Origin of the sequence: Microseira wollei NIES-4236 (assembly GCF_020521235.1) — a bacterium.
In the GTDB taxonomy this organism is placed as follows: domain Bacteria; phylum Cyanobacteriota; class Cyanobacteriia; order Cyanobacteriales; family Aerosakkonemataceae; genus Microseira; species Microseira wollei.
In genome coordinates this window covers 20063-36995 of sequence record NZ_BLAY01000020.1, presented here as the reverse complement: position 1 = coordinate 36995, position 16933 = coordinate 20063, and the positions used below count along the sequence as shown (strand labels likewise).

At 44.0% G+C, this 16933-nt stretch carries 17 protein-coding genes and 1 pseudogene; 10 read left to right on the top strand and 8 right to left on the bottom strand.

Going from position 1 to position 16933, the window contains the following annotated elements:
- The first annotated feature begins 165 nt into the window (after positions 1–165).
- The 5 genes and pseudogenes from MiSe_RS08765 to MiSe_RS08745 all read left to right on the top strand — a co-directional run bounded on the left by MiSe_RS08765 (position 166) and on the right by MiSe_RS08745 (position 5736).
- Positions 166–405 carry an antitoxin gene (locus tag MiSe_RS08765; protein ID WP_226577583.1) on the top strand — a complete coding sequence of 80 codons (240 nt, stop codon included), beginning with the start codon at positions 166–168 and terminating at the stop codon, positions 403–405.
- Positions 406–534: 129 nt separating this feature from the next.
- A complete protein-coding gene (locus MiSe_RS08760; protein ID WP_226577581.1) occupies positions 535–771 on the top strand; it encodes a type II toxin-antitoxin system Phd/YefM family antitoxin in 237 nt (78 codons plus the stop codon).
- A pseudogene (locus MiSe_RS08755) lies at positions 768–893 on the top strand (type II toxin-antitoxin system RelE family toxin); the annotation flags it as partial. The gene MiSe_RS08760 and the pseudogene MiSe_RS08755, both read left to right, overlap by 4 nt.
- Before the next feature lie 404 nt (positions 894–1297).
- A complete protein-coding gene (locus MiSe_RS08750; protein WP_226577575.1) occupies positions 1298–5278 on the top strand; it encodes a magnesium chelatase subunit H in 3981 nt (1326 codons plus the stop codon).
- A 242-nt stretch (positions 5279–5520) separates the two neighbouring features.
- Positions 5521–5736 carry a type II toxin-antitoxin system HicB family antitoxin gene (locus MiSe_RS08745; protein WP_226577572.1) on the top strand — a complete coding sequence of 72 codons (216 nt, stop codon included), beginning with the start codon at positions 5521–5523 and terminating at the stop codon, positions 5734–5736.
- Positions 5737–5874: 138 nt separating this feature from the next.
- Here MiSe_RS08745 and MiSe_RS08740 read toward each other — a convergent pair whose 3' ends face one another.
- A complete protein-coding gene (locus MiSe_RS08740) occupies positions 5875–7296 on the bottom strand; it encodes an ATP-binding protein (protein ID WP_307731287.1) in 1422 nt (473 codons plus the stop codon).
- Positions 7297–7428: 132 nt separating this feature from the next.
- On the opposite strand from MiSe_RS08740, the gene MiSe_RS08735 reads away from it, so the two are divergent.
- The 4 genes from MiSe_RS08735 to MiSe_RS08720 all read left to right on the top strand — a co-directional run bounded on the left by MiSe_RS08735 (position 7429) and on the right by MiSe_RS08720 (position 9515).
- Positions 7429–7662, top strand: a complete 234-nt coding sequence (locus tag MiSe_RS08735) for a hypothetical protein (protein ID WP_226577570.1) — start codon at positions 7429–7431, stop codon at positions 7660–7662.
- Between the two features lie 141 nt (positions 7663–7803).
- Positions 7804–7983: a hypothetical protein gene (locus tag MiSe_RS08730; protein WP_226577567.1), complete on the top strand. Its 180-nt coding sequence runs from the start codon at positions 7804–7806 to the stop codon at positions 7981–7983.
- Positions 7984–8437: 454 nt separating this feature from the next.
- Complete coding sequence (locus MiSe_RS08725) at positions 8438–9256, top strand: CFI-box-CTERM domain-containing protein (RefSeq protein WP_226577564.1); 819 nt, start codon at positions 8438–8440, stop codon at positions 9254–9256.
- A gap of 19 nt (positions 9257–9275) precedes the next feature.
- Positions 9276–9515 (top strand): hypothetical protein, encoded by a 240-nt coding sequence (locus MiSe_RS08720; RefSeq protein WP_226577562.1) that lies wholly within the window; start codon positions 9276–9278, stop codon positions 9513–9515.
- Here the strand turns inward: MiSe_RS08720 and MiSe_RS08715 are convergent.
- From MiSe_RS08715 to MiSe_RS08690, 6 genes are all read right to left on the bottom strand, one after another.
- Positions 9512–9673 (bottom strand): hypothetical protein, encoded by a 162-nt coding sequence (locus MiSe_RS08715; protein ID WP_226577558.1) that lies wholly within the window; start codon positions 9671–9673, stop codon positions 9512–9514. The two genes, MiSe_RS08720 and MiSe_RS08715, sit on opposite strands and share 4 nt — an antisense overlap.
- A gap of 12 nt (positions 9674–9685) precedes the next feature.
- Complete coding sequence (locus MiSe_RS08710; RefSeq protein ID WP_264196405.1) at positions 9686–10057, bottom strand: DUF5615 family PIN-like protein; 372 nt, start codon at positions 10055–10057, stop codon at positions 9686–9688.
- 9 nt (positions 10058–10066) lie between these two features.
- Positions 10067–10297, bottom strand: a complete 231-nt coding sequence (locus MiSe_RS08705) for a DUF433 domain-containing protein (RefSeq protein ID WP_226577552.1) — start codon at positions 10295–10297, stop codon at positions 10067–10069.
- A 51-nt stretch (positions 10298–10348) separates the two neighbouring features.
- Positions 10349–10579: a hypothetical protein gene (locus MiSe_RS08700; protein ID WP_226577550.1), complete on the bottom strand. Its 231-nt coding sequence runs from the start codon at positions 10577–10579 to the stop codon at positions 10349–10351.
- Between the two features lie 34 nt (positions 10580–10613).
- Positions 10614–10871 (bottom strand): hypothetical protein, encoded by a 258-nt coding sequence (locus MiSe_RS08695; protein ID WP_226577547.1) that lies wholly within the window; start codon positions 10869–10871, stop codon positions 10614–10616.
- A 182-nt stretch (positions 10872–11053) separates the two neighbouring features.
- Positions 11054–11524, bottom strand: a complete 471-nt coding sequence (locus MiSe_RS08690; protein WP_226577545.1) for a tellurite resistance TerB family protein — start codon at positions 11522–11524, stop codon at positions 11054–11056.
- Between the two features lie 385 nt (positions 11525–11909).
- Here MiSe_RS08690 and MiSe_RS08685 point away from each other — a divergent pair, with 385 nt between their 5' ends.
- On the top strand, positions 11910–12209 hold the full coding sequence (locus MiSe_RS08685; RefSeq protein WP_226577540.1) for a Mo-dependent nitrogenase C-terminal domain-containing protein: 300 nt from the start codon (positions 11910–11912) through the stop codon (positions 12207–12209).
- 55 nt (positions 12210–12264) lie between these two features.
- On the opposite strand, the gene MiSe_RS08680 is transcribed toward MiSe_RS08685, so the two are convergent.
- Positions 12265–15972 (bottom strand): sensor domain-containing diguanylate cyclase, encoded by a 3708-nt coding sequence (locus tag MiSe_RS08680; RefSeq protein ID WP_226577538.1) that lies wholly within the window; start codon positions 15970–15972, stop codon positions 12265–12267.
- Positions 15973–16933 lie beyond the last annotated feature (961 nt).

Sequence of the window (16933 nt, the reverse complement as noted above, 5' to 3'; positions counted from 1 at the left end):
CTTCAGCGCAAGCGATATGCCGCAGGCACGCACTCGCTTGCGCACTCACACACCTTGCATCAGAGTGCGAAACCCAAGATCAGGCACTTGCCTGTGCCAAGAAAATTTTGCAGGTTCTTGATAAGATTAAATCTTCAAGGTAGATGACTTGAAGGAGATTGCTTTATGCTAAACCCATGCCATGTTTGTCTGTTAAGCGATGGAAAAGATCAAGTCCTGAAGATTCCCCATGAATTTGCGCTACCTGGCACAGAAGTTTTGTTACGCAAAGAAGGAAATCGATTAATCATCGAACCGATTCGCCCCGGTTCTCTGCTTTCACTACTTGCCACATTGGAAGAAATTACAGAAAACTTTTCTGACGTGGATGAAGGACTAATGCTACTCGATGACATTACGCTTTAGTCAAGGATATAGGCATAATTCACTTATTCGAGCGATCGTTCGCGAAATTGGCAGCCGAAATTGAGACAATCGTTCATAATGAGGGAGTGGCTATAATCAGCAGACAAGATCTAGCAAGACCCAGTTATTATGATCCCAGTCAGTGAAGCTCAACAGAAGTTGCAGGATTTGATCGATTCGGTAAGCCAGTCACATCAACCCATTGTGATTACAGGAGAGGGTAAAAATGCAGTGCTATTGTCTGAAGCTGATTGGGCATCGGTGCAGGAAACACTCTATCTTCTGTCAATTCCAGGGATGCGAGAATCGATTCGGGAAGGACTAGCAACGCCGATCGATGAGTGCGAGCGGGAGTTAGAATGGTGAGCTGGGATCTGGTTTACACCAAACAAGCACAGAAAGATGCTAAGAAGCTGGCTGCTAGTAATTTGCGAGATAAAGCACAAACCTTGCTAGATATCCTTAAAGTCAATCCGTTTCAGAATCCGTTTAGATAAAAATTTAGTATAGTTAATATCAAAAATATTTATATTAGTTTTAACCTCAGTCTGCCATAGAAAATCGTTTATTGTATTTCGTTTTCCCCCTACAGTCGAGTTTAACCATATAAACATAATTCGCTGAAACCCAACTAACGAGACAGTTTTAACGGCGACAAACTGTTAATAATTAAAAATAATTTTCAACAGAAATATAACCATTATTCGCCATATTTGTCAAGTAATGTAAAAAAATATCTCATTTTTTATATCAAATTGTGTCAGTTGGGGGTCAAAACTCCCACAGAACGGGCATTTTCTGGTAAAACCACATAGGTGCCTCATATTCCAACCTGAGAGCGATCGCTCTCAGCTAATCCCTTGAACGCGCGTCAACAAGGAGCCAAACAAGCATGTTCACTCACGTCAAGTCCACCATTCGACATATTGCGCCCGCCAGCCTCCAGGGCAGATCGTTACTGAAGGTGGTCTATGTCGTGTTAGAGCCTCAGTATCAAAGCGCCCTCTCGGCGGCGGTGCGTTCGATTAACGACAATAACCCCAACTTGGCGATTGAAATTAGCGGTTATTTAATCGAAGAACTGCGCGATCCGGAAAATTACGCCGAATTCAAGCGCGATGTCAGCGAAGCGAATGTGTTCATCGCCTCGCTCATTTTTATCGAAGATTTGGCAGAAAAGGTCGTCGCCGCAGTGGAACCGCACCGCGACACCCTTGATGTTGCCGTCGTTTTCCCCTCGATGCCCCAGGTGATGCGCCTGAATAAAATGGGTAGTTTCTCGATGGCGCAACTGGGACAATCTAAGGGAGCGATCGCCCAATTCATGCGGAAGCGCAAGGAAAAATCCGGCGGCGGTTCGTTCCAAGACGGGATGTTAAAGTTGTTACAAACTTTACCCAAAGTCCTGAAATACCTGCCAATGGATAAAGCCCAGGACGCTCGCAACTTTATGCTCAGCTTCCAGTATTGGCTGGGCGGTTCGAGCGAAAACCTGGAAAACTTCCTGCTGATGCTGGCGGATAAATATGTGTATAAAGGCAAACTAGGTAAAGCGGAATACCTAGAGCCTCGTACTTACCCGGATATGGGGATTTGGCATCCTTTAGCGCCACAAATGTTTGAGGATGTTAAAGAGTATTTCAACTGGTACAACAGCCGCAAAGATATTTCCTCCGATCTAAAAGATCCCCTAGCACCTTGCGTTGGTTTGGTATTGCAACGCACTCACTTAGTCACGGGGGATGATGCCCATTATGTGGCAATGGTGCAGGAAATCGAAGCAATGGGCGCGCGGATTGTGCCGGTATTTGCGGGTGGATTAGACTTCTCTAAACCCGTGGATGTTTATTTCTACGATCCGTCAAGTAAAACCCCGGTTGCTATTGTCGATACTGTGGTATCTTTGACCGGGTTTGCATTAGTTGGAGGCCCCGCACGGCAAGACCATCCTAAAGCAATTGATTCGTTAAAGCGGCTGAATCGCCCCTACATGGTGGCGCTGCCTTTGGTGTTCCAGACGACGGAAGAATGGCAAGATAGCGAATTAGGATTGCACCCGATTCAGGTAGCTTTGCAAATAGCAATTCCCGAATTAGATGGGGCAATTGAACCGATTATATTATCCGGGCGGGATGGAACGACGGGGCGCGCGATCGCTCTCCAAGATCGGATCGAAGCCGTCGCCCAACGCGCTTTAAAATGGGCAAATCTGCGCCGTCGTCCCAAACTAGAAAAGAAAGTTGCCATCACAGTTTTCAGCTTCCCACCCGATAAAGGAAATGTGGGAACTGCGGCATATTTGGACGTGTTTGGCTCGATTTATGAGGTAATGAAAGCCCTCAAAAATAACGGCTACGACTTGCCAGAATTGCCAGAATCAGCTGAAGCTTTGATGCAAGAAGTGATTCACGACGCCCAAGCGCAGTATGCCACCCCGGAATTGAACATTGCCTATCGCATGTCCGTACCGGAATATGAAGAACTGACGACCTATTCCGAACGCTTAGAAGAAAACTGGGGACCACCTCCTGGAAATCTCAATAGCGATGGGCAGAATTTGTTGATTTACGGCAAACAATTTGGGAATGTATTTATCGGGGTACAGCCTACGTTTGGCTACGAAGGCGATCCGATGCGGTTGTTATTCTCTCGTTCTGCGAGTCCCCACCACGGGTTTGCGGCGTACTATACTTATCTGGAAAAAATCTGGAAAGCCGATGCAGTTTTGCACTTTGGCACCCATGGTTCTTTGGAATTCATGCCAGGAAAACAGATCGGAATGTCTGGTGAATGCTATCCAGATAGTTTGATTGGGACGATTCCCAATTTGTATTACTACGCGGCAAATAATCCCAGCGAAGCGACGATTGCCAAGCGTCGCAGCTATGCTGAAACGATTTCTTACTTAACGCCTCCGGCTGAAAATGCTGGGTTGTACAAAGGGTTGCAAGAACTGAGCGAATTAATTGGTTCTTACCAAACCTTAAAAGACACCGGACGCGGCATTCCAATTGTCAACACCATCATGGATAAATGCCGCCTGGTGAATTTGGACAAAGATATCAATTTGCCAGAACAAGATGCGAAAGATTTAACCGCCGAAGAACGGGATACTTTGGTCGGTTCGGTTTATCGCAAATTGATGGAAATTGAATCGCGGTTGTTACCTTGCGGACTGCACGTGATTGGGAAACCGCCGAGTGCAGAAGAAGCGATCGCCACCCTGGTAAATATTGCCAGTCTCGATCGTACCGAAGAAGAAATCCTCAGCCTGCCTCGGATAATTGCTAACAGCATTGGGCGGGATATTGACGAGGTTTATGCGAATAGCGATCGCGGCATCTTAGAAGATGTGCAATTGCTGCAAGAAATCACCCTCGCAACGCGCGCTGCTGTGAGTGCATTAGTCAAAGAACAAACCGACGCCGATGGTCGCGTTTCCTTGGTTTCTAAGCTCAACTTCTTTAATATGGGCAAAAAAGAACCTTGGATCGAAGCACTGCATTCTCTGGGTTATCAAAAAGTAGACCCAGACGCAATGAAACCGCTGTTTGAATACTTAGAATTCTGCCTGAAACAAGTCTGTGCAGATAACGAACTCGGTGCATTATTGCGCGCTTTAGAAGGAGAATACATCCTTCCCGGCCCCGGCGGCGACCCCATCCGCAACCCCGATGTATTACCCACAGGTAAAAACATCCACGCCCTCGACCCGCAATCGATTCCCACCGCCGCAGCGGTAAAATCGGCAAAAATTGTCGTAGACCGCCTTCTAGCGCGTCAGAAAGCCGATACAGGCAATTATCCAGAAACCATTGCCAGCGTTTTGTGGGGAACCGACAACATCAAAACCTACGGCGAATCTCTCGCCCAAATCATGTGGATGGTGGGTGTAAAACCAGTCCCCGATGCATTAGGACGAGTGAATAAATTAGAACTAATTCCGTTAGAAGAATTAGGGCGTCCTCGGATTGATGTTGTAATTAACTGTTCCGGCGTATTCCGCGACTTGTTCATCAACCAAATGAGTCTGTTAGATAAAGCCGTAAAAATGGCAGCAGAAGCAGACGAACCATTGGAAATGAACTACGTCCGCAAACACGCCTTGCAACAGGCAGAAGAAATGGGAATCAACCTGCGCCAAGCAGCAACGCGGGTATTTTCTAACGCCTCTGGTTCCTATTCTTCTAACATCAACCTGGCAGTGGAAAACAGCACCTGGGAAAACGAATCCGAGTTGCAGGAAATGTATTTGAAGCGCAAATCTTTTGCCTTCTCTTCCGATAATCCCGGCATGATGGAACAATCGCGGCAGATTTTTGAAACCACCCTCAAAACCGCCGATGTCACCTTCCAAAACCTGGATTCTTCGGAAATTTCCTTAACAGACGTTTCCCACTATTTCGACTCAGATCCCACCAAGCTAGTCGCCAGTTTGCGCGGTGATGGAAAAACCCCCGCGTCGTACATTGCCGACACTACAACCGCAAACGCACAAATTCGCACCTTATCAGAAACCGTGCGTTTAGATGCGCGTACCAAACTATTAAATCCCAAGTGGTACGAAGGCATGTTAAGTCACGGTTACGAAGGAGTGCGCGAACTTTCCAAGCGGTTGGTGAATACAATGGGTTGGAGTGCAACTGCTGGCGCTGTCGATAACTGGATTTACGAAGATACAAACGCGACGTTTATTCAGGATGAAAACATGCGGCAGCGGTTGATGAATCTCAATCCTCATTCCTTCCGCAAAGTGGTTGCAACCTTACTTGAAGTAAATGGTCGCGGTTATTGGGAAACCAGCGAAAGCAACTTGCAAATGTTGCGCGAATTGTATCAAGAGGTTGAAGATCGGATTGAAGGGATAGAATAATGTGTAGCTGCCTCACCCTGAAGGGTGGGGCTACACAGACGAAGCCCGCCTTCGCGGGCTGAAATTCTTACAGGCTGCCTCCGCAGCCAAAGTTTGTATAGCGACACCCTTAAGGGTGTCGAATTTTGGCGAAGGTATTGTTGGAGAAACCGGGTTTCTATTCGCCACAGTTCACTTGGTTTCTGTGCTACCGTAGTTGACAAAAGGCTAGAAATATCTGGTCGCAGGAGGTTTGAAAAGTTGTGGCAAAGCGCATCGAAGTGCGAATTGAAATCTTCCAAGAGGGAGAGTTGTACGTGGGACTTTGCCCAGATCTAGATGTTTCCAGTTTCGGGGAAACCCCAGAAGAAGCTAAACAGTCTGTACAAGAAGCTTTAGAAGCCTTTTTTGAGGAATGCGAGACAATGGGAACTCTCGTAGAAGTTTTACAAGCCGCCAATATACCCGCCAGGGAATAAATTCCCTGGCTAATAGCTTAAGTCCTCTTTAGAGGACTGAAATTCTTAGATACCAGGTTACAGTCGGTTTTAACCGACTTCAGCTATTAGCCCGGAAATTTATTTCCGGGCGGGATGGGTAAGAATGAAATATCTCTGCTAAGAATAGCGAGTTTTCACATACTGTTTCAAAACAGGATTGAGACTAAAAAAGGTTGTCTTCCCCTGTTCTTGCGTTTCCAATAATAACCGCCTTCCCAAGGATCGCATGGCATTTAATAAATCAGAAGCCGATAACTGGACAGTCTGGAAAATTTGTGGTAAAGCAACGGGTTCGCTGGCATTAGCAAGCTGAGTCATCACCGCCTGTTCTTGCTGCGTTAACCGCTGAAATTGTTGGTCTAACTGTGCTTTCAAAGAATCGTCTAAAATCAGCGCATCGCATTGCAAAAACTCCTCAACCCTACCCCCAAATAACTCTTGAATCAAGCTTGCAGTCAACTCTAACCAGAGAGGATTTCCTTGATAGGTATCGATCAAAGTTTCCCAACGATCTTCATCGGATAAGTTTTGCTCTCTCAAAATTTCTTTAGCTGCAACGCCTAAACTTCCCAATAAGAAAGAACGCACGCAATTATTTTTTCTTTCTAGTTCGGCAACTTCTCTAGGTTTTTCCCAACTATTCAATACCAAGCAACTCTGATGACAACCTTCTGAAATGCGTTTGAAAAAGAGACGGTAATCTTCATAACCAGATTTATATTGACCTGCCAGTTGTCCCTCACTAAAAAGCATCTGTACGTCATCGAGGACAATTAGACAGCGATACTTGCGTAGGTAGTCGATTAGTTGGGAAAGTTGCGTTTCAATGCTGTCGGGAATATCTGCTGCTTGGGAGAAGATTTGCAGCAAGTTGGTTAGAGTTGCATTCAAAGTTGGGGAAAAGCGGAGACTGCGATAAATGACGTACTCAAAATGGGTTTTGATTTGTTCTATCAGTCGCAATGAAAGGGTAGTTTTGCCAATTCCGTTAATTCCTAGAAGTGCGATGATGCGACAGCGATCTTGTAATATCCAGTTTTCCAGGGTGGTGAGTGAGTCTGTGCGATCGTAAAAAGTAAATATTTCGGGTGCGTCGCCTAAGTCTATATGTGATTGAGTTGAAGTTTCTTGGGGTTGTGGTGTGGGTGTGTGCGATTGACCTATTTCTGGACAAATGTTTACTTTACCAATCCTTTGAATGGTTTTCCCAAAAGGGAATGTTACATTGCAGAGTAAAGATTTTTCAACTTTAGCCCTAAAATTTGCTTTACTAATTTGTTCTCCAAATACATCTGAAAATATTTTCCATAATTCATAAGCAACATCTCTAACATGACCTTCACTTACGTGGGTTTCTTCTGCGATTTTTCCGTATTTCTGCTCTTGTAATGTCCCACGCAGTATGGCTTGTTGCAGATAATCTAAGTGTTTTCCCGTATGAGCAAAAACTAGCTCGTCTGCAAGCTTCATGATTTCTGCGATGTCCATAGATCGGCGATATCCCACAGCTTCCCGTATTGTATCCGATATTTCCGACATTTCCGGCATTTCCGACAAAGTTGGGTCTTAAAATCCCCGACATTTCCGACTAGCAGGTCTAAATCTTGGGCAGATAATATCGTCCTAGTAAGCACTACTCCACCGAAGTTAGCAGTCTAAACGAGAAGGCAAATGGGAAAAGCAAAGGAACTCATAGAAAAGTTTGGCTTAGGTGATTGCACTGTTGAAGAAGTACTAAAGCAATATGGGGGCAAGTGTAGAAACCAAATTAATAGAAGCGTTTGGGGTACTAAGCTTTCAGAATTGGTAAAATGCGCTCAGGAAGAGCGAGATAAAGACTGTATATCTGCTGTCAAAATTTTGAGTCAACTAGATCGGCTGCAAGATAAGCGTCATCCAGGGTAAATGGTTGTACAGCTACAGAAGTAAAAGTGTAGGGTGCGTTAACGAAGTGTAACACACCGCAACAACGGCAAGGATGGAAATAGGGTTAAGAGCGATCGCTTCATTTCAGATAGTTGAATACTACAAATTAAGGGAGTAGTTATGGCTAAAAAGAAAATTGGTGAGGTTAAAACGCCATCGGGTTCTACGCCCTATGAAGTTTATTGGGACAAGGATACTGGCGAAGTATATGTCGCCACGGAGTTTGCTGGTAAAGCCTCTTCAAAGGACGAGGCAATGCGTAAAGCTGATTACTACGCAAGTACGGGGAGACGGCTTTAGTAAGTAGAAATGTAGGGTGCGTTAACGAAGTGTAACGCACCGCAACAACGGCAAGGATGGGGAGAGGTTTAAGAGCGAGCGATCGCTTCATTAATTACACTAAATTTACGTCAGGTGAAATATGTTTGATAAATTTTTGTACATGGCAATACTAGATGAAATCGATCCTTCTTTACCCAAAGGTGAATTGACTATTCGTAGAATAGCCAAGTATGGTTCAATGGTTATGGCTATTATAGCTTGCGTAATTATATTCCCTGTCATGATATTAGGTTCCATCATAGATAAGTGGTCTAACAATTTTTTCTCAAATATCATGCTTCCGCTAATTATACATGGCGTACTAAAACCTTATCGATACCTCTTTTACCAACTAATTTACTGGCCTCTCAAAGTCCCAGTGATGATTTTCAGCAAGCAATCATAATACCAATAATAGCTATAGAGGGTGACAATGACAGATTTCAGCTTTTTGGACAGGCACGCAGATCAAGCATCAAAGGAAGTAGAGCGACTTTGTGAAAGGGCTGCTTATTATGAAAAACAGCAAAATACTACCCAAGCTCTCGCTAATTATATAGATGCCCTTGATGCCTATGCGGTGTTTAGCAAATGTGAGGCTCGATCCCTCAAAGTAAAGATACCAATTGACATCTCTTTAACTCCCAGAGAGACATCAATCATTTATTCTCGAACTCTGTTGGATGTAGCTAATATTTTGCTAGGTATCCAGGCGTGCTATACCGACTCAGTTACAAAAGCATTTCTGGCAGAAAAAGTTCAACTTATTTTCGATAAGTTGTCTGAGTACGAATCTTCCTTTGATGTTCAAACAATTGAAACATACGAATCTCTCAGAAAAATTGTAAATAGGTATAAAGGCCATATTGATAGCAATCGTGAAGCTATTGAAGAATTGAAAAAAAGATCTATTAAAGAGTTAGATGATAAGAGGTTAGCAAGAATAAGGAATGCTCTTGACGAAATTTCCTCTACTGAGGTTTGTCCTCTAACATTGGACTCTACTGGTAGCTGCTTCATCGCCACAGCAGCTTACTCAACTTCCACACACCCAGATTTAGACACATTCCGCAATTTCCGAGATCAAAAACTCTTAACCAATCCAGTCGGTAAACAGCTAGTTAGCCTTTACTACCAGATTAGCCCTAGCATAGCTCAATATGTGGAAAGACAGCCAACAATCAAAAGTTTGGCGAGACAGCAACTAGAACGTTTAGCTCAGTGGATGCGTAACCAATCAGTTAAAAATTAGTAAAATAGGGAGAAAAAACATGGAAACTAAACCTGTAAAAATGTCAGATATTAGAGTTCCCAAGAGAAGTGAACTAAATGAGGGTAAAATCCGCTCAATAGAAAAATCTCCTGACTCTATCGAACGCCTACTTCACAGCAAAACAGATCCTATCGCACTCCACAAGGGTAAGCCCCCTTACGAAGTATATAGTGGCAGACATAGAGTTTATGTAGCTGCCCAGAAGGGGATTAAGGTAATTCCCGCAGTTTTTACTTAATAAGCGATCGCACCTTTCCCTCTTCCCCAAAAATGCGATCGCATTCCCATTCCCCACGATGCGATCGCATCCCCATTTCCCACCATGCGATCGCCCCTGCAAAAATGCGATCGCATCCCCATTCCCCAGCGCGCGATCGCGTAGCGTGCCGGAGGCATATCGCATTTTCATCAAATTGGTAACTGACGAATCCTCACTGCTGTATCTTCTATCGTAATAGCACTTCCTGCTTGAAGTTGTTGCTCTACCTGTGGCAGTATTTCTAACAATTTTTGGTTGACGGTGTTGAGGTCGGTAGAGGATAATCGCAGAGTTATTAAACTTGGCTGATTGTAGCCGCTTAATGCTACTAGCATGGAAAAATCTAAATCGTGAGTAACAATTACTCGATTTTCCTGACGGGCAAAATTGAGGATTTCTGCATCCGATACGGTGGCAGGTAAAACATCTATAACTCGGATGATGTCCCACCCTTGCTCTTGTAACGCCGTAACAGTTTGTGGAGAAATATTCATGTCTCCAATAAGTTTGAGCGCCGTCACAATTTCTCCTTAAGCTGTTGGAATGCGGTAAACGCGATCCGCCACTGCCCAGGCTGCGTATTCGAGTGCTTGTTGTATATCTTCTGCTTCTAGTTCTGGATAAGCTTCTAAAATTGCTTGTATTGACCGAGTACTTGCCAGCATTTTGATGACGAAGCTAACGGTAATTCGCATATTCCGAATTGTCGGTTGTCCCAGGCAAACGTTAGGATTGATAGTGATGCGGTCTAATTTCTCCATATTTGAATCTCCTTGCTGGCACGCCAAAGAATATTAGTATTTAGCAGATATCTAGTCATCCCATTCTTGTCTCAGCTTTAACTGAAACTCCAAAGCATCCACGCGCTTGGGTAAAAATCCGTACCATTTGTTTAAATTTCGCTTTGGCATTTCTTTGCTTGTACTCTGATTCTGGCTAATTACCTGCTGACGAATTAACGCTGCTAATTCTTCTAACAGCCGCAGTTGCTCATCTGGCGTCAGAGTTTTCGCCCCACTCAATACCTCGTTGTAAGTATACATAGACTCTTTAGTGATATTTTTAGGATTGTTGTCATTATAGCAATTTAGGATCTTGACGTAACTCTCGCTGCCATTCAACTGGATCGCTAATGTTTGCAAAGACATTAGTCGCTGCAATTTTTTCCAAGATCTCAACTATTTTCTGCCGACGCAGCGAGTTGCTCAAATTTGCATCCTGATTCTGGCTAATTACCCGCTGACGAATTAACCCTGCTAATTCTTCTAACAGCCGAAGTTGTTCATCACGGGTGAGGCTTTTAACTTGAATCAGTACTTCGTTATAAGTAGCCATATAATTTATAGGTAGGCATAAAGTTTCTGTTGATATTTTTTGTCTCTGAGTCCAGTATATCAGGACTTACGCGCTACGATCCTAGAAACCGGGTTTCTTCCGGCTATATCTCATTTCCATCAACTATTTTTCAGAGAAACCCGGTTTCTTTGCTTACATGCCTAGTGCAATCGCACCCTCTTTTACGCCCGATGCATGATTTCCATCACTTCTATAATTTTTTGAGCCGTTTCATCTGAAATCTCCAAATCTCCCCAAAGCTGACCTAAAAAATTCCCTTCTTCTTCAGTCACAATTCCATCCGCAAAAACTAGATAAGTAGCCGCAGCAAAAGCCGTTTCCCGCAGTTCCATTGCCAGCGCCTTTTTCGCCGCATCAAAAATAGTATCTACGCTATATTGCTCAAAAATATTGCTAGTTCGATCGAACATTTCTTCTATTTCTTCTGTTGACAAATATTTAAATAAATTCATCCGTTCCAGCGTCACCGCGAGTGCTTGCCTTTCTTCTGGAGCCACTTCGCCATCGGCGTCATTCGCTAACAGTAAAATGACCAGAAATGCCTCTTCCAGCTCTAACACGATTTCGTTGGCGTCACTTGTATCGTCTCCGTACACTTCATCGGGATTTGCTGTTTTTCTACCTTTGGGCATATATAAAACCTTGGGTTTTCAAATCTTAATATTATATTATTGTTGAGGTCGCTTGTTGACTACCCTGGGTTGGCATAGCCTGCTTTAGGCATTTGTTCCTATTTTCGACCCTGGAAGCTATAGTCAACTGTTCTCACTCGCTTGTTACCGCTCTCAAAGATCTCACGAAAGGTCAGTTAGTGCAAGCGTTCGCGAAGCGGAAGGGAGGCATATCGGTGCCAAAGCTTTGATTCTACAGCAATGCACCGACTTTATGCCAAAATCGGATGGCTCTAATCCTTAATTAGCATCATTATAAAACTTATGTATCAAAATATACGAATTAACATTTTCAAATTAAATACTTTGGAATTAAGGAGATAGATTATCTGCAAAGGTTATTTTTATGAGCATCTCTTGTCCAATTAATTTATTTCTAACTACTTGTTTCCAAGCGATATCTAATTGTTTTCAACCGCTGCGCCAGGTGGTTGATGCAGTAGAATTTCACAACCCCAAAGTGGCGCGGGCGCTTTGCCAAATTATACCAGCAAGTTGTCCTTTTGAGCGAGATATTCAGGTGTTTGGGCATACGCTCTTTCACATTCCTCCTCTATGTAAGCTGAATCCTTTCTACGAGCAATTTGTAGGATTGCGCTTTCGAGCTTTATGTTATTTGGCAGATGAATGCGGGGAATATATTTGATTTTGGTAATGGGTAATGGCGTTCCCAGGCAGATCCAGGGAACGAGGGTAATCGGTTAGCGGAAGGTTTTCAAAATTGCGCGATCGCGTCCCTGGAATTTCGCCTCGTACAGTGCTTGGTCAGCCGTAGAAATTAGTTGTTCAAAAGCAGATTTCGGCGTCGGAACCGTAACCGAAATCCCTAAACTCAACGTAACGTACTCGCTAACTTGGGATTTAGCATGGGGAATTTGCAACGCTTTTACATAGCTTTGAATTTCTTCCGCCACAGCCAAAGCGCCTTCAGCTTTTGTATTCGGCAAAATAATCGCAAATTCTTCGCCGCCGTAGCGAGCTACTAAATCCGCCGGACGCTTCGCCGCTTGCTCGATAGCACCGGCAATTTGCTTCAAACACAAATCCCCCGTTACATGACCGTAAGTGTCGTTATATTGTTTGAAATAATCGATATCGCACAAAATTAAAGCTAGGGGTGCTTGCTCCCTTGCCAAGCGTTGCCACTCGCGGTTGAAATATTCGTTAAAGTAGCGGCGGTTCGCCACACCAGTTAATCCATCTAAACAAGCTAAACGTTTTAGCTCAGTGTTGGCAACTTCCAGCTGTTCAAATAGGGAAGCTTGTTGAATTGCGATCGCTAGTTGCTCTACCAAAGGTTGCAACAAACCAATTTCAAACTGTTGCCACTGTCGTACTGCACTGCATTGATGAGCAATCAGCAATCCCCAAAGTACGTCTCCCTGAATCAGCGGTGCGATCAGTTTCGATTTCACGGCAAATTGTTGCAACATTTGGGCTAAACAAGGCGATACTTCTGTTTTCACATCGGAAACGGCGCGAATTCGTCCGCTTTTGTACTGTTCGTAGCAGTCTTGTGGAAACACTTCTTCTGAGAAAGCTTGTCCTAAAATAGCCTTGCAACCAGGCATGACTGCTTCTGTAATTACGCTACCAGTTCCTTCGGGCCATACCCGATACACTAACACGCGATCGCATTCCAGCAATTGCTGCACTTCACCGGCGGCGGTGTTGAGAATCTCTTCTAAGTTCAAAGATTGGCGAATTCGTTGCGTAATTGCCGCCACTAGGCGTTCTTGTTCAGCTTGTCGCCGTAAAGTTTGTTCGCTTCGCACCCGCTCAGTCACATCTTGTGCCAAGCTGGCAACACCAATAAAGTTGCCATTTCCATCAACTAAAGGCGTATTGTACCACTCGCAAATAATAATTCTGCCATCTTTGGTAATATTTTCTGCGGTGCAGCGATTCCCTCCGTTTTGCGCCATCAAATCTTGCCAAATTTGGCTGATTTGCTCTGTCAGATATTCCGGTACCAGCAGAAAGGCACTTTTTCCGATAATTTCACTTTTGCTATAGCCGAAAATTGCACGAGCCGCCGCATTCCACTCCACAATTTCGCACTTGTTGTTCACTTCTATTACCGCCAAGGGAGTTTGCTGCACGTGGAGCGAAAGTTTTTGTTCCGATTTCCTCAGTGCTTCTTCGGCTTGCTTGCGCTCCGTAATATCTTTAACAAAAACAGAGAGTCCTCCTCTACTTGAAGGATAAGCGCTGATTTCAAAAAAGTAGTTGCCATTTTCCAGTTGATACTCGACAATACAACTTTGGGATGACTGCGTTCTTAAAGCTTCGATATATACCTGTTCTGCTTTTGTTCCTCTCACATCCGGAAACAGATCGTACAGCGATTTCCCAATAGCATCTTTGGCTGCAATTCCAGTTAAAATTTCAGAAGCTTTGTTCCAATAGGTATATCTAAAATCTTTATCCATTGCGAAAAAAACATCGCTGATGCTTTCGGCAAGTTCCTTGTAACTTGCCTCGCTTTGTTTAAGCGCTGCTTCAGCTTGCTTGCGCTCGGTGATATCGCGCACGATCGCTAAAGCTTCATCTGCTCCACTTTTGACAATTCTCGCCTCGTAATCGTGATGAATGCCATTTTTGGGCAACCAATATTCAAACCATTGAATTTGACCAGTTTGTAATGCTCGCTCGACACAGCACATAGTTGACTGTGCTACTTCTGGCGGCAGGATATCCCAGACGCTTTGACCGATAAACGAACCATCAGACACCAACAGCTTGCTTGTGTTGTCTGCGTGAAAATCGAGAAAAATTCCATCTTTACTGATGCGAAAGATCAAATCTGGTAACGCCTCCAGGAAAGCGCGATTTCTCGCTTCACTTTGGCGTAATTTTTCTTCGGTTCGCTTGCGATCAGTGATGTCCATCCCGTAGCCAATCATCCCATTTGTGCGACCTTGGCTGTCTTTTAGCAGCGAAAGCTTAAGGTGAATGTATACTTCTTCCCCTGCCTTGTTTAGCATCGGATGCTCGATTTCGTGAGTTCCTTTTTCTAGCAGAGGTTGAATTACTTGCTCTTGCAGAAACTCGTGGCGATCGTTTGGGTAAATTAATGAGATATGCTTGCCTAAAACCTCGGATGCCAAATATCCATACAATCTTTCTGCACCCTGATTCCAACTTGTCACGTATCCACGCATATCTGTAGAAATGACTGCATCGTGTATCTGGTCGAGAATTTGAGCTTGCTGCTTGAAACAGGCAATAACCCTTGTTTTTACCTGTTCTGCGCCTACGGCATCCCTTAGATCGTGGATAATACCCAAAACCTCGTCATTCCCATGGGAACGGCAAACCACAATTCTCGCTTCCCGGTGACGCAAATTTTCATTAATCGGTAAGCGATACTCCCAGTTTTTAACTTCGCCGGAGATTAGCGCTTTTTCTAAATCAAACATGCCTTTTTGCCATAATTTTCCTGAGGCGTTGCATTCTAAAATAGCGCCATCTCGATTAAAAACAACGAGCAATTCTGGAATCGATTCTATAACTGGTCTATTTTTGGCTTCGCTTTGCCGCAACTGTGCTTCTATCTGCTTGTAATCGGTAATTTCAGTCAGCGTTCCTACATAGCCAATAACTTTTTTCCGACTATCTTTTTCCGCCACTATTTGACCCAGTACCCAGGTAATTTTTCCATCTGGATGCTCAAACCGATACTCGGTTTTAAAGACCTGTAAAGACTTTGGACTCAACGTCTCTACAGTGACCCATTGCTTCCATTCTTTGGTAATTCGCTCTCCCTCGTGGGGGTGTATGGTTTCGTACCAAGTTTTTCCGATAATTTTCTCAAGTTTGAGTCCCGATATTTCGCACCATTTCGGGTTAGCGTATAAACAGTTTCCCTCGATATCGGTGCGGAATATACCAACTGGAGATATTGTGGTTAAGGTGTAATACCGATACTCGCTTTCTTGCAGCGCTAACTCGGTTTGTTTGCCTTCCCTATTCCAGCGCTCGGTTTCTTCGCTAATGTCAAATATAATTCCCTCTAGGAACAAAACCTTGCCTGACTTGGAGAAAATTCCTTGTCCTTTTTCATACACCCATCTGATGCTACCATCTGCATGGAGCAGCCGATATTCGAGAACGTAAGGGCGGCGTGCGCTTACACTTTCACCAACTATTGTCTTGACCCGCTCGGAGTCTGCCGGATGGATTATACTGGCAAATGTCCTGACTTTATTTTGAATAAAATCGGATGCAGGGTAGCCGGTAATTTCTGCGATCGCATCTCCAATCAATTCTATCCTCCGATCCGCGTCCCAGGCGCAGCTATAAATTACCCCTGGGATATTAGCAATCAGATTTTTAACCCTCTGTTCGCTCTCCCTCCATCCTGACTCTATCTGTTGGCAATCGGTGATGCTAGTTTCAAAAATCATAGTTTTATTTGCAATTGTTATGTAGTTACCAACAGTCAAGGGACACCCTAGTCTAAACCCGAGCCGAATCCAAGCTATACTCTGTATTTATCTAATTAACCCAAGTTGCTAGTTATAACTATTATTGTTTGCTCCCATTGCTAATCGCTAATTGCTAATTGCTCATAATAATATTTTTCGGTTATAGCATTAGCTATTAGCAGCCCTAAAAAGATAACTAGCAACAAGCGTTAATTATTGTTACACCCAGCAGCTCTAACCCCGTCGCACCCGTCATCCTATACCTTTAAAAGTTTGCTATTATAACATTTCTTTTTTGAGATGTATAGATTTTACTCGCTTGGTAGCCGGTTTACCAAAAAATTGGGTTGTTAGCCCCGTCCTTCTAGGACGGCTTTATTTTGTGCTAAAATTTCTTTGTGGTCAGGGTAATCAACCACATTAAACACCCAGTACTCGAAGGAGTAGCGCACCTTGAAAACTGAACATATGGCGTTCTGTTGGGAAAAGCACCAACAGGTAAAATGTTCATGCAACAAGTACCAGAAAAACTAGAATTTAAGTTTTGAACTGTACGGTAGGGCATACCGAAACAGACTTCTGTAATGGAGTGAAAGCTTGCAAAGAGAACCATCTCTGGCATAATTTGGGCAACTAGATTGTGGTAAGTGGACTCGTTGAACCAAGAATCCCCAAGGCTGTACGCCGGGGAGTGTCAACTAAGTGGAAATCGCCATAATACGATGATTGCGATCGCATCCAGCTATAGCGCGATCGTCTAAATCCTCAAAACCTACTTTCAGTTAGCATCCAAGCGAGCCAAAAATTCGGTAATATCCTGCATAAATTCGCAAAAATTCGCCTGATTTTTGGGAAATTACACGGAGAACGCGAAACCTTCCCGCGCCAAAAACCAACTATCCCTGGAACAGTCGCGCGTACCAAGGTGCTACTGGCAGCT